Annotated in this window: 13 protein-coding genes; 1 reads left to right on the forward strand and 12 read right to left on the reverse strand. The window is 52.8% G+C overall.

What is annotated here, in order from left to right; translation table 11 throughout:
- From TDIS_RS08925 to cas6, 8 genes are all read right to left on the reverse strand, one after another.
- Window positions 1–208 (reverse strand): CRISPR-associated endonuclease Cas1 (locus TDIS_RS08925; protein WP_208595693.1); only part of this gene is annotated, 208 nt, incomplete at its 3' end.
- A complete protein-coding gene (gene cas4 / locus TDIS_RS08930; RefSeq protein WP_068671466.1) occupies window positions 205–702 on the reverse strand; it encodes a CRISPR-associated protein Cas4 in 498 nt (165 codons plus the stop codon). The genes cas4 and TDIS_RS08925, both read right to left, overlap by 4 nt.
- A gap of 13 nt (window positions 703–715) precedes the next feature.
- Window positions 716–2902, reverse strand: a complete 2187-nt coding sequence (locus TDIS_RS08935; protein ID WP_068671468.1) for a CRISPR-associated helicase/endonuclease Cas3 — start codon at window positions 2900–2902, stop codon at window positions 716–718.
- On the reverse strand, window positions 2887–3612 hold the full coding sequence (cas5, locus tag TDIS_RS08940) for a CRISPR-associated protein Cas5 (RefSeq protein ID WP_068671470.1): 726 nt from the start codon (window positions 3610–3612) through the stop codon (window positions 2887–2889). Before cas5 ends, TDIS_RS08935 begins: the two co-directional genes overlap by 16 nt.
- On the reverse strand, window positions 3600–4550 hold the full coding sequence (gene cas7i / locus TDIS_RS08945; RefSeq protein ID WP_068671472.1) for a type I-B CRISPR-associated protein Cas7/Cst2/DevR: 951 nt from the start codon (window positions 4548–4550) through the stop codon (window positions 3600–3602). Before cas7i ends, cas5 begins: the two co-directional genes overlap by 13 nt.
- Window positions 4551–4560: 10 nt before the next feature.
- On the reverse strand, window positions 4561–5946 hold the full coding sequence (locus tag TDIS_RS08950; protein ID WP_244147507.1) for a hypothetical protein: 1386 nt from the start codon (window positions 5944–5946) through the stop codon (window positions 4561–4563).
- Between the two features lie 107 nt (window positions 5947–6053).
- The gene (locus TDIS_RS08955) at window positions 6054–7262 is read right to left on the reverse strand and encodes an ATP-binding protein (RefSeq protein ID WP_068671475.1); all 1209 of its coding nucleotides are present in this window, start codon (window positions 7260–7262) and stop codon (window positions 6054–6056) included.
- 79 nt (window positions 7263–7341) lie between these two features.
- Complete coding sequence (gene cas6, locus TDIS_RS08960; RefSeq protein ID WP_068671477.1) at window positions 7342–8115, reverse strand: CRISPR-associated endoribonuclease Cas6; 774 nt, start codon at window positions 8113–8115, stop codon at window positions 7342–7344.
- A gap of 514 nt (window positions 8116–8629) precedes the next feature.
- Between cas6 and TDIS_RS08970 the strand changes: the two genes are divergently transcribed.
- The gene (locus TDIS_RS08970) at window positions 8630–9439 is read left to right on the forward strand and encodes a two-component system sensor histidine kinase NtrB (protein WP_068671481.1); all 810 of its coding nucleotides are present in this window, start codon (window positions 8630–8632) and stop codon (window positions 9437–9439) included.
- A gap of 81 nt (window positions 9440–9520) precedes the next feature.
- Here the strand turns inward: TDIS_RS08970 and TDIS_RS08975 are convergent, their stop codons facing one another.
- From TDIS_RS08975 to TDIS_RS08990, 4 genes are read right to left on the reverse strand one after another with little or no spacing between them, the layout of a single operon-like run.
- Window positions 9521–10378, reverse strand: coding sequence for a metal ABC transporter permease (locus tag TDIS_RS08975; RefSeq protein WP_068671483.1), 858 nt, complete (start codon window positions 10376–10378; stop codon window positions 9521–9523).
- Between the two features lie 9 nt (window positions 10379–10387).
- Entirely contained in the window at window positions 10388–11044 is a 657-nt protein-coding gene (locus TDIS_RS08980; RefSeq protein ID WP_068671485.1) for a metal ABC transporter ATP-binding protein, read from the reverse strand.
- Window positions 11037–11948: a metal ABC transporter substrate-binding protein gene (locus TDIS_RS08985; RefSeq protein WP_068671487.1), complete on the reverse strand. Its 912-nt coding sequence runs from the start codon at window positions 11946–11948 to the stop codon at window positions 11037–11039. Before TDIS_RS08985 ends, TDIS_RS08980 begins: the two co-directional genes overlap by 8 nt.
- A 17-nt stretch (window positions 11949–11965) precedes the next feature.
- Window positions 11966–13300 (reverse strand): hypothetical protein, encoded by a 1335-nt coding sequence (locus tag TDIS_RS08990; protein WP_068671489.1) that lies wholly within the window; start codon window positions 13298–13300, stop codon window positions 11966–11968.
- Window positions 13301–13370: the final 70 nt, after the last annotated feature.

A 13370-nucleotide genomic window follows, 5' to 3' on the forward strand; every position in this document is an offset into this window, starting at 1 on the left:
AGCCGTAATGGTTGAAGAAGTGAACGGGAATGTGCTTTTGAGTGAGAAACTCTAAGAGCCTTTTGTTAAGGGTTAGCTCCGAGAAGACCAGGATTTCCTCCACCGTTTCCACTGGGATAACCTTCTTTTCCTCTTCGGTTATAAGGAGCAGGGTATTACCTTCGCGCTTGAGTTGACCGTTGCTGAAGATGTAAATTGGCCGCTTCATCCCCAACATACCTCCTCAAAGGAACAGGATCGGCAGTAGCGGATCTTTTTTGCCGCGGGTGGGTTCTCCGAAACAAGTATGGATTCCATTTCGCGAATGAGGCCCTCCACCCGGTTTTCAAGTTCCGGATTAAGTACGAGGTGTTCGGTTTGGCGCTCTTTCGGAAAAAGCAGGATCCCTTCCATCGTAAGGCCCTTTTCGTGCTTGAGATAATAGAGGTAGAAGGCCAACTGGAGACGGGCGGCTTCTTTGTGTTTGCCGGAGCGTTTCACCTCCGCCACCAGATCTCCGCGAAAAAGATCTATCTTCAAGAGTTGATCTACTAGGACTTCCTTGCGAGAACGGCTGTAGGAGGTTTCGTGAACCAGGCGGCCGAGGTCGAGCAGAGGGTGTTCTTGGTCGGGATTAAGGCGGTGGAAGTAAAACCAGGCCTCCCGCGGGCAAACCTGATAGGCATAGAAGATTGTGCCGTTGAGATGACGGAGAGAAAACATTGTCCCTCTTGGCTCACCAGAGCTCGTATCCCTCCGGTGTTCCGTCCCCGGTCGGCGTGAGAAGCCCTTCCTCGGGATTGTAAGGAAGACGGGTCACGAAAAGCCCAAAGTCTTCAGAGGGATAAAACCAATCCTTGAAGGTACGAAGCCACCAGATGGGCACCGGCACCAAAAGCTCTACCAAACGCCAGCCTTCTTTTCGATCCTTCAAGGTCCAAGCCTCAGTGAGAAAGGTCTCCGGAAGCACTTCCACGGAGGGTGTACCTCTTCGGGTGGCAAAACGGGCCCGCAATTCTTCATCGGCAAGGTCAATGGTATAGCACCCCAGTGTTTCCCGAATCTCCCGCAGGGTTTGACGCCCAAGTTCAAAATCTTCTTGGAAGGACTCCGTGCGAACAATCTCTTCATAGAGACGGTTCACAGCGTCTACCCATTCCCTTTCTTGGGGAATTTCGGAAAGATTCTCCAGGAGAGAACGACTCCTTTCGAGGATACCTTTTGGATAAACCCGCTTGCTACCCTCTCCTACCAGGGTGAAAAATTTTGCCTTTGCTGGAGGCCTTGCCCCACGGCGGTTCACCCTTCCCAAACGTTGCACGAGGGCATCGAGAGGGGCGAGCTCGGAAAATAGTACGTCGTATGAAATATCCAGGCTCACTTCGACCACCTGGGTGGACACAAGAATGGTACCTGCCTTCGCCTCCTTCACCATACTTTCCTTGGCCAACCGATCTCGAAATACGAAACGCGAATGAAAGAGGTGCACCGGACCGGAGTAACTTTTGCACAGAAGCCGATAGATCTCCTGGGCCTCTAGAACGGTGTTGAGGATCACCAATACCTTCTGGCCCTTCTTGGCCGCGGAAATGATTTCCGGAAGGTTTTCTTTCAGAAAGCGGTGGACCGGAACCAGGCGATGACGTCTGCGAGAAAAGAACCGGTCTTCAGCCTCCATAAAGGCCGCGGTAGGAAACATTCTCAGCAGGGTTTTCGGCAAAGTGGCACTGGCAAAGGCTAGATATTTTCCGGGAAAGTCATTTAGGGCCTCCTTTAGGAGACCCAGAGTGTAAGGTTCGTACGAATGGATTTCGTCGAAGACGAGGTGTGCCGAAGCGGAAAGCGTGAGCCTCTCTTCCCAATGTCTTCCGTGAAGACAAGCGAGGAGAAACTGATCAATGGTGGCCACGGTCACCGGTTTGGCAAAGACCGAAGAAGAAAGTCTCTCCCAGAGGAGGTCTTCCTCGGTTTCTCGGTGAAGGATATAAGAAGCGTGACCGTGAGCCAATCCCACCCTTTCCGGGCCGTAGATTTTGCGAAGCCGCTGATACATGGCGTTTACCGTGGCCTGGGTGGGAAGGAGATAGACGATGCGTTCCGCCTCACCGGCCCAGAGGAGCAAGGCCTCCGTCTTACCGGAGCCCGTGGGAGCCCTAAGGGCCAGGCTCTCCTTGGAAAGACGTCCGGCTCTTCTTTGAAACTGGTAAGGACTTAGGTTCCGGCACCGAAAATGATCTTCCACCGCACGGCGGCCGTTTTTCAGGAAAAGTTCTCCGGGATCTTTCTTTCCGGCGGAGACCAACCAATCCGCAAGACGGAGGACGGCTTTCACCCGCGCAAAGCCCCATTGCGGGGCCTCTTTAAGCAGTCCGCGAAGACTGAACCGGCGTCCTTCTCTTTGAAAGTTAGCTTTTTCAAGAAGGAGCAAAGGCGGAATCCCCCGAACAGTTTTCAGGTCTCTTTCGAGATCGGGAAATTTATCCATGATAGATTTCAGTTTTCCAATCAGACAGGTTATTAGTTCCCTAAGTCCATCTTCGTATTCCGGCCTTGCTTCCCAGGTCCGATATAGGTCTCCGCCGAGCGGAGAATGGTGGCTGAGAACGGCCCCAGTAGCCAGGAAAGGTCCACCGAAAAGGACTTTTTCAGTCAGGAACACGAAGTTTAGGGAGGCCAGGGCATGGGGAAAGACCCGGGGTTTTAGCCGACGGGCCTCGGTCTCTTTCCCCTCGCCCAGGAGGCGCATGTAACGCTGAAAATCTCTGGTGGCCTTGCCCAGATCGTGAAATAGGGCCGCCAAAAAGGCGCGACAGGAAAGATCGGCGGAAAGACCGAGTTGTGAGGAAAGTTCCTTGGCGAGTTCGGCCACCTGGAGAAGGTGGTCCTTAAGGGAGACTTCCGGTTTAGCTAGGAGTTTAGCCATACGAAATTGCGGTCACGAAAAGAATACGATTCAAGTTCCGGAAGTTCGAGCTCCGTTCCCAAGGGAATTAGGGTGAATACCTGACGGCGGAGAGGATGCCTCACTCCTTTCTTATCTACTTCAAAACGGAGAGGGAGCACCTCCACAGTTGGGGGCTCTATCCTCATCCCCGAAGCAAGTTTTACTCTGACTTCCATTTCCCGGATGTCGCCTGGGATCATCGTTCCGGAAAAGAGCGGGCCCCCCAGTTCAAAATTCGTTTCCTCCACCGTCTCTATCCGAGCCAGTTCATCTTCCCGCCCCAGAGAGAGCGGATAAGCGGGATCGAAAAAGGCCTCTCGGAGACGACAAAGAAGACCTTTGTCTCCGGCAAAAAGGATCGTGTAACGTGGGAAGAAAAGGAGTTCGCGAAAGTAAGGGGACCTCTCGGCAATCTTTTTGTTCTTTATCTTGAGGACCTTCCACATATCCCTGGTCACCGCCGGATCTCCGCCCGTCACCCAAGAGGGTTCAAGAAGCACGGCGACCTTGAGGGAGGTAAGTGGGCTTCCGCGAGACCAGACTTCCCTTTCTGAAAGACCGAGAGCGGCCCCGGCAAGTCCCAGGCAGGTGGTCGGCGGGGGCAAAAGAAGGGTCCGCTGAAAATTTATGTCAAGCGGCCTCCGAAAGGAAGCCACCGGGGCTCTGAGGGTGACCGCTAGGCCTTCCATACTTCCGATATATCCTTTTGGGCCGCCTCCAAAGCCTCGGAAAGGGTCATCACCGCACCGAAATCCGCAAGCTCCCGGTAGATTTCTTCCTCGTTGGCGAAGAAGCCCGCCTCGAGCCCGAAGAGAACCTTCTCCGCGCGATCCCGAAAGCGCTCTAGGGCGTTTTTGAGCGGAGGGATCAGGAGGCGGTATCTCCCCCGTTCAAACTCGGCCTCGAGGTTTTCCAGAAAAACCGGATGTTTCACCGAAAGCCGCGCGTAGGCCAGAAAACGCGGCGAGAGATCTACGAGCATCCGGGCCGTGCGCCCGCCTCCCCAGAGAAGGCCCAGAGCCTCAAGTAAAGCCTTTGCCCGGTTGGCCTTTTCCTCAGGAGGAAGATTGAAACGCCCATTGCTTCGCGAGATTTCCTCTGGAACTTCATCTTCGCGCACCTCGAGAGCGGTGAAACTGCCCAGACGATCAAGCACCAGCAAAACGGCCCCACGAAAGAGATTAGTATAGACTTCGGTCTCAAACATGTTCCCGCCCTCACTTATGGACTGGCCGAACTTTTCGAAAGAGCGCGTGCCGAGGTCCCGGTCACCCTGAAAGGAGAAGAGCCCCACGGCGGCCGAAACCCTCACCGGAGAAGTGCGGCGTCGGCCACCCGAAGGGTCGAGGTAACCGAAGAGGTCTTCGTCGATGAATTCCCAAGGTCTCACCGGCGGGGTGACCTCCTGGCCCGAAACTTCGCAGAAGGGCTCGGAAAGAGTCCAGCCGAGATCCTCCAGACGATCGCGGAGCATCCGCCTTATCGCCTGGCCGGAGATGTAGGGTATGGTGCTTCCATCTGGAAGAGTCACCTTTTTGGCTACTAACACGTTGCCCTCAGTATGGGAAGCGTTTACGTTTCCCGCTGAAACCTTGAAAAGGTAGCCCAGGCTTACCGCTTTACTCATCTTGTTCCTCCTACGATTGGCCTTTGTTTTGGGCCCGGAGATAGGCGTTCATGGTATAGATGGAAAGGAGGGTTTTGACCCGCCTCCAGGGGCTCCCTTTTATGGACTCCCCGGGTTCCACCACTAGAAGATCCTCCGGCACGGTGAGTCTCAACCGATATTGCACGTCGTTGAGCACGCGGAAAAACTCGTCGAGGTTCTTGGCGTTGCGCAGGGCGTAGAGGAGCCCCATTTCGTTTTCGCGTTGGGCCGTACTTCCGAGGTTGTAACCGAATCCCCGGATGACCTTGAGCAGATCGGCATCCATTTCCAAGACCTCCTTGAGATAGACTTCAAGGACCTCTAAGGTCCCAAAGACCAAGGGCTTCTTATCCGCACCTTCGTAAAGGAATTCCTCCACGAAAGGGAGGGGATCACCCATCTCGAGGACCGCGGCGGAAATCCGGTCCCTCCAAATGGTGTGGAAGTTGCGTCCTTCCTTCTTCTGAAACTGCCGAAAGACGTTTTCGACTATTTTCTGAGGGCGGTCGTAATCTTCAAAGAGGTTGATCCATTTTTTATAGAGGCGGTAGAGGGCCGCCAGACGACCGAATTCCTTGAAAAGTTGCATATTGAAGGCCTGACCGGGCTTTCCGGTAACCACGTAAAGGACCAGAGGTTGGGCGGAACCGCCGTCCGAGGCCCCAAAAAGTTTTTTCAGGAGTTCCCGCGCCTCGGAAGAAAGCTTTTCGGCCTCCGGCGAATGACGGCGCACGTACGAGAAAAGCCTCAAGAGGAGGCCCCAGGCCGTCTCGTGAAGATACGGGCCGTAGAAGGCCAGAGGGACGTTCCTACCTTTTTCTTCCAGACGGAGAGAGTCAAAGACCTCGCGCTGGAGGCGTTCGAGATCCCATAGATCTCCGTGAAAACAAAAGATATGAAGGGCATCCCGTCCTTGGGCACACCAGAGCCAGCCGAGATAAGCGGCTAGACCGGCCACGGCACAGGTGGGACAAACCTTGAGCTCACGCTTGAGGCCCGGATAAAAGTTGGCGAACTTTCCGGGCTCCACGACAAAGGGATAGTTCCACATCTTGGCCTTGGTTGAAGGAGCGATTTGGGCACAAATGTCGCAGGGCTCCTTTTTCCTGGAGAAGGAAAGTTTGAGTTCGTATCTAGGAGGATGAAGGAAATAGTCTTTACCGTCTATCTTGATCTTTTTGGGCTTAGGGTTGGCTTTAATAAAAAGGTTGGCAGGATAGCACCAATTTTTCTTGGGATACGTCTTTATTTCGCCGGTTTCTCGATCGAAGTATTCACCTTTGTTTCCTGTCGCATGAACGAGCTTTTCTAGTAAGCTATCGATGAGTTTCCGGTGATCGAATTCTCCCTCACCGAAGAGGCGATAGAGGACCACCAGACCGTTGTCTATCCAAAAATTGCCAGTCGGACGGGAAAGGTCGAGGGTAACCTTATCCGATATTCCTCGCTCTCCACCCCCCTGAAAAAAATTATATCAAAAATTTAAGAACACATAAACCAGGGGCGGACAATTAGTCCTTCGCGTTCAAGGGTCCTTTCGCCGCCGTAGACCAAGACCCCGTGTTTCACTATTTTTCCGGCTAGTTTGCGGTAATAGAGAAGATTTCTGAGTTGATCGCGGGTTACGGTTTCTGCGGACTTGGCCTCCACCGGAATGAGTCTTACGCCCAAATCGAGGAGAAAATCGATTTCATGTCCGGTGCGATCTCGCCAGAAATAAAGCGGCGGCTCTTCGCCACGATGAGCAAAGGCCTTGTAAAGCTCGGAAAAGACGAAATTTTCAAAAATCGCCCCGCGAAGGGGATGGACTAGGACATCCTCAGGCTTCCTGATACCCAGGAGGTAGCACAGGAGGCCGGTATCGAAGAAATAGATCTTGGGCGATTTGATGAGTCTTTTTGAAAAATTTTGGTGATGGGGTTTCAAAAGATGGACGATGAAGGCGGCCTGAAGCACTGAAAGCCATCTTCGCGCCGTGGTGTGCGAGATGCCGGTATCCGAAGCCAGGGAGGAGAGGTTGAGTACCTGTCCGACCCTTCCGGCACAAAGGCGGATGAATTTCTGAAAGGCTTCAAGGTTCCCGATGTTTAAGATCTCACGCACGTCCCGCTCCACATAGGCCATGTAATAAGCCCCGAGCCATTCCCTTGCGGGAAGGCCTCGGGTGTGTACCGGAGGATAAAGCCCTTTAAAAAGAAGCTCCTCAAGCGAAAAAGGGGGCTTCGGGCGTGTTGGTGGCTCTTCGTCGAATCGTTCCGGATCAAGGGAGGCTTCTTCCAAGAGCTCCGCGAGACTAAAAGGCAAAAGTGTCAGAAAGAGGGTCCTTCCGGCAAGACTCTGGCTCACGCTTTGAAGGAGTTGAAAACGCCCCGAACCAGTGAAGATGAAACGCCCGGGCTGTGGATCTTCGTCAATGAGCGGCTGGAGATAGGAAAGGAGTTCGGGAACACGCTGTATTTCGTCGAAAATGACGCGGCCATGGTATAGGCGCAGGAATCCGCGAGGGTCTTCCCGGGCAAAGGCGCGCTCCTCGGGATCTTCTAGGTTGACATATTGGTATTCCGGAAAAGTGATGCGCACCAGGGAGGTCTTTCCGGATTGACGCGGGCCGATGAGAGTGACGCTGGGAAACTTTTCCGCCGCCTTTTTTAAGCTGGCTTGCAGAATTCGGGGCTTGAATCTGGTCTCCATACCCTCATGTTGCCACTCCGCAATAATTTTGTCAAATTGAATGTCGAAAGTTCAATTTGACAAAATAAGCCTAGTACTTCTATAGGCTGGTTTCGTATTGCTTTACCACCTCCACCATACCGAAGCCCTGGCTGTTTCTCGCCCCGAGGCCGGCATTGTAGGCCAGGGTAAAAAGGGGTTCGGGAAGTGAAAGCTCAAAAAGCCCGTCCCAGCCCTTGACCAGCGTATCTTTGAACCGCGTGATAACCTCTTTCTTAAGCTTCAGCGGGCGTAAGTAGGCCCCATCCTCAAGAGCGGGAAACACATCGGTTTGCTCCCCGTAAAAGGCCCGGGCCTTCCGCAGGAGGTTGTCAAACACCAGGCGCTCGAATTCCACCTCCGACGGATGAAAAAAACGGGTCTTCTTCCGGCCCTCAGGATCAAAGAAGGTGCGATGAACCGTGATGGGCGAGAGAGTGCGAACCACCACTGGCCCCCTCGCCTCGGGTTGCATTTCCACCTCGATGGCCGCAAGGTGACAACTTTGCCCCTCAAGTCTCACCTCTCGCCGTTTGACCAGATGCGAGGCCAGTGACTCCAGAAATTCCACCTCCATGGCCCCGATCCAGAGATAGATTGGCCCCTTAAAGACAAGTTCTCGCCTTTCCGGAAGGTAGTGCGGGTTCCGGGAAATCAGGCGGGAGAAGGTGAAGAGTTTGAAGCGCCGCTTGTGGTAGGTGAACCCTTCCTCGTGGAATCGCCGGGCTAGAGCCTGGTCAAGATGATGGTAAATCATCCCCTGAATCAGGTGGTTGTAATGCACCTGAAGTATTAGCCGCCCCCCTATCGGCTCAAGCGTGAGTTTCAAGCGCATTCGGATCTAGAGTAAAAACATTCTGCCCGATATGTCCAGGGGTTAGAGCCTGAAGTGCGCGACTATGTCATCCGCCGGTAGCCTTCCTGGCCCCTTGACAACCATCCAAGGGTTATGATACTAATTGCAAAAGAAATTCAATAACCAAAAGGTGGTTATGAGGTTTAACGGGCTCAGCATCACCTTCGAGTGGACAGGTAAGCAGGTTTCTCCTGAGAAGAAGCTGGCTGTGGCCGTGCTCCGCCAATGGTGCGCAGACATTTTGCGATTGAGGAATAAGCCCCGCTTTCACTGGGATCGAGACGATTGGCTTACTTACACTTGGCCTGAGACCGACTGGGCCTGGTTCTGGTGCTGCCTCGCTGGGAGTAATCCGGTTCACCTCAAAAGGTGGCGAGATCTCATGCTGGTTGAGCCTAATGAGACTGAAGGGAACCTTCGAAACAGGAGGTGTTTGTCCCTCGGTATATCCTAATCAGGGAGCTTTATTACATTTTGGTATGAGGAAAAGCCTATGGAAAAGGAAAAACGAGAAATTTTTCGGGAAGGGCTAACTGGTCGCGATTTTCACGCCTTTCAGGAATATCTGCAATTACAACGCATGGAGGCCATCGAAAACCTGTCTCGGGGTATTTACCATGATCTAAGAAACTGTTTGACCGTTCTAAAAGGCGGTTTGGAGATCCTGTCGCTGAAATGTGCCAAGAGTGGGAACGAGCTTTGTCCGAGGATCAAGGCTCTGCGAAAGATTGTGGAACAATTAGGGGAGTTAGTTGAAAGACTTAGTGCTTTACAGGCAAACGGATTAGAAGGGCACAAAGAAGCTCTTGAACTAAAAGATCTATCTTCCGAAGTAAAGGAAATCCTGAGGTCTATTCAAACAGGGCTTCCACCAGGGATAAGGCTCCGTTTTGAGCCTTCCTTTTGCCCTCTTCCGGTAAAAATGGGCCCGGGAGAGTGTTGGCGTGTGGTAAGTAACCTGGTCTCTAACGCCTGTGAAGCCATGAATGGAGAGGGGGAGATTCTCATATCCACGTCTTTAAGGCAAGTAAGCGAGGAGGAGTGCAGACTTCACGGGAACGCTTATCCGGGGGAGTTTGCGGTGCTTGTCTGCCAGGATCAAGGCTGTGGAATTCCGGAAGAGATGCTTGACAAGATTTTCGAGCCTATGGTCACTACCAAAGGGGAAAATGCAAGCCGTAACAGGGGCTGGGGGTTAGCTATTGTCTATAGCCTGGTAAAACGCCGCGGCGGTTGGATCCACGTTACCAGTAAACTCGGGGAAGGCACTAGGTTTGAAATTTATTTCCCCCTGGCCAAATAGGACCTTCAAGTTAAGTCCTGTGGCCCGGGAAGTGAAGGTGCGCCGTGGTGTTGACCTCGGAGGGGAAGGGCCTCAATGGCATCAAGCCCGGGCCTTTCTCCAAGTTTTCATAACCTTGAATGCGGCCATAACAAGTCCCGAAATGCCGGCCACGCTTACCGAAACGGTAGGCCCTAAAGGAGTGTCAAAGAGGGGATGGATACTGATCCCAAAACCCAGGCCGGCTCCCAAGAAACCGATCAAACTCGAAAACACCAGGAAACGATTGAGACCGGAGACCAGGTTTCTGGTTGCAAGCGGTGGAAAGAGCATAAGGGAGAAGACTACCAGAGGACCGATCACAACGGCCCCTACGGAAATGGAAAGCCCTACCAGCACCAGAAGAAACGCATTCCAGAACCTGACCCTCTTGCCCAAAATCCTGGCCAGATCCGGATCAAAGGAGACCAATACAAACTCTCTCCGAAAAAGGAGGAGACAGGCGATGACGCTCCCAAAGACGACCACGGCCGTAAGAACCTCGGTGGAGGAGACCATAATGAGATCTCCCCGAAGTCTTTCCATAATCTGGGCCTGACTCCAGGGGTTTTTGGCCACGAAAAGTAAACTCAGCGAAAGGGCCAGGGCGTAGGCGGCCCCTATGCGGGCTTCGCTAATTGCCTCCCGCCTCTCGAGAAGGGCCAGTATGACTAGGGCCAAAAGGCTTACTAGGAAAGGGCTACCGAAGGCCATCAGTTTTTGGACTCCCGGGGGAAGGACATGATCGAAGATGGTTAAGATAAAGAGATTCAAGGCCATTCCGGCCATGGCCAGATGGGGTAAGGCCACTCCCAAAAACACCCAACGTCTGAGCAGAAAATAGGCCCCGATGACCGGATAAATCAGACCGGAGATGAGGGTCATGAGGCATGCATGGCGAAAGATATCAAAAGTCTCCATAGACTGACCTCAAGTTAGGGGAGATACTCGTCCATTATCAACCCAGAAGACACGGTCCGCCCATCCTCTCAAAAAGGGGAGATCGTGGTGAATCAGAAGGATAGTCAGATTCTGTTCGCTCTTCAGACGTGTTAGTTGCTGTGAAATGAGGGTTGTGCTCTCCATATCCAGGCCGCTGAAGGGCTCGTCAAGGAAAAGGATTTCGGGGCGCGAGAGGAGGGCTCGGGCCAGAAGGGCCCTTTGTCGCTGACCATGTGAGAGTTCCCAAAACTTTCTCCGATATTCCCTTTCGAGCCGGACCGTCTTCAGGGCATCGAGCACCTTGGATTTATGACGGCTAAGCCTCTCCCAGGGCCCGAGGTCTCGATAAAGCCCCATGGCGACTACCTCCCAAACCGTAAGAGGGTAAAGGGGATCAAGGCGGTCCTGTTGGGGCACGTAGCCCAAATTGGGACGACCCGCATCCCCGAAAAAGGTGACGCGCCCTGCTATGGGTTTGATCAACCCCAGCAGGGCGCGAAAGAGGGTGGTCTTGCCGGCCCCGTTAGGACCGATGAAACCCACTATTTGGCCGGCCGTGACTTCCAAACTCACTTTTTCAAGGATTAGCCGGCTGTCGTAAGCCACAGTGAGGTCCTCGACCCTGATGGCCGTTTTTCTATTCATCTCTTATTTCCGAAAGCCCCTCGATGAGATAGTCGATCAATTCCGGCCAGGTCTTCACCTCCGGTACCCCTCCCACCATGACCGGCAGACTGACAAGAGGGACTCCCAACGCCCTGGCCACCCGCCTGGGCGTCTTTTCCGGATAGTAAACCTCCCTTATCACCACCTCGCAGCCGTTCCGGCGGGCCTTCTCCAGGAGTTCCTTAAGATGGGTAGGGGTTGGCTCCACCCCGGTTGCCAACTGAATCGTCCCTACTTCGATCATGCCGAAGCGCCTGGCAAAATAGCCGAAGGTCTTATGATAGCTAATGAAACGCAGCCCTCGAAGTTTCTCTCCCTTTTCCTTCCATTCATGCCATTTTTCCCGCAAAAATTCGAGATAAGCGGAAAGGTTGGCCTGATAGTAGGCAGCATTGGTCGGATCGTTGAGGCTAAGGCCTTCAGCAATGGCTTTGGCCATTTTAGGGCCCGCTTTGGGATCGAGGTTGTAATGGGGATTGCCCTTGGGATGAACATGTCCTAAGGCCGGATCGATGGCCTCAGGAATTTCAATGGGGATGATATACTTGGAGGCATCTACATAACCCGGCGCTCCGTAGCGTATCTTTTTGTTGCGGCTGGCCTCAATTAAGGCCGGAAGCCAGGCGTGTTCGGCCTCCAGTCCCAGAACAATTAGGACATCTGCCTTTCTAAGGGTGACCAGGAAGCTCGGTTTCAGCGGAACATGGTGGAGGTTTTCTACTCCCGTGGTAAGGCTTACGACCTCTACCCGCTCCTTCCCGATCTGTCTGGCTATGTCAGCCAAATCGGGCACCGAGGTTACCACGAAAAGTTTTTTGGCCCAGCCGAAGGGAGCCAGAAGGAGTAGAAGGCTAAGTCCTAAAATTATCGTTTTCCATTTCATGGTTTCTACCTCCTCCTTTAGTATTGGAAAGGATGCTTGTGAGAGCCCAGAGTGAAGGTCCACTGTAGGAAGACTTCGTGGGCGTAGCTCCGATCATCGTAGAGTTTGTGCCCCAGCTTGCGATAATTGTACTGGAACCTCCAGCGATGCCTTTCGGAAGGAGAAAAGGTCAGGTAAGGGGTATAGGTATATTCGTTGTTTTTGTTATTCAGGTATTGAAACTGATCGTAACGAAAACCTAATGACCATTTAGGGCTAAACTTATACTCCAGGTAAGCATAACCACCCCAGGCATGCTGAACATGGGCCTCTTCCTCATGGGCTTCATGGGCAAATCTTATTCGATTGAAAAGTACCTCCATTCCAAAGTCCAGACGCTGATAATGGGCCTTGCTCAGAGGAAACCAGGTGTACTTGAAGTCAAAGGCGTAGGTTTGGCGATCCTGCGTGTCAAAACGAAGATAAGTTGCGCCTAGGCGGAAATTGTGGTCCGGAAAAGGATCAAACCCCGTTGAGATCCTGGCCAGATAAGCGAAGTCATCGGTGGAGCGGTGGATGTGGGAGTTTGCCTCGTGATGATGCCCCTCATCGTGTGAATGTCCTTCAAATTCGTCGTAGATTCCTAGTGTCAGGTGGAGATACCTTTCAATCGGTACTAACCATCCCAGCTCGACCCCGGTCACAATGGGTTCACCCCCCAGATAGGCCTTAAGGGAGGGAGGACGATCCACGAACGGGAGATCGTGCTCGTGGACCTTGGCCAGATGACCGAAATCGGCAAAGAACTTGCCTCCTTTTAGGGAAAAACCCATGGGCAGACGGACAACGCCGGCGGCCTCATGAAGTTCAACATCCTCTTCGGTGCCCAGGATGACTGCGTAGGCCGAAAGGAAGGGATCAACGCTTCCGGAGAGCATTAGCTCTGCCGAACGAAGATCAAAACTATTGTCCCGACCTTCATTGGAATAGTATTTGGCCATGGTGTCGATGGTCAGAGAGACCGCCGGGTTGAACATGCTGGGGAAGGTCCTTACGGAACTGGAGATGACCGGTTGGATCTCTTCTAAAACCTCTTCTTTTACTTCTTCTTTAAGGCGTTGAGAATCCTTTGCCAGATACTTCTCTTCTTCGACCCTTTTTAGACGTTCCTCTAAGAGCTTGATGCGTCGTTCATAACTTGCTTTAAGCTCTTCAAGTTGTCTTTCATAGTTTTCCCGCAGAAGACGGATTTCTTCTCTTAGTTTAGAAATTTCAGAGAATTCGGTTTCGGAGGGGTTGGCCGAAAGGACCTGCCCCACCGAAGTAACCGTTAAAACCACGACCAGTAAAAATATCAATATCAGGCCCCTCATAGCTCCCTCCTTATTCTTAGGTTTTAGGAAATGCTTATTCCTGATTGAAAAGAGGTTTTTGGAATGGCCC

It is taken from the genome of Thermosulfurimonas dismutans (genome assembly GCF_001652585.1).
In the GTDB taxonomy this organism is placed as follows: Bacteria; Desulfobacterota; Thermodesulfobacteria; order Thermodesulfobacteriales; family Thermodesulfobacteriaceae; genus Thermosulfurimonas; species Thermosulfurimonas dismutans.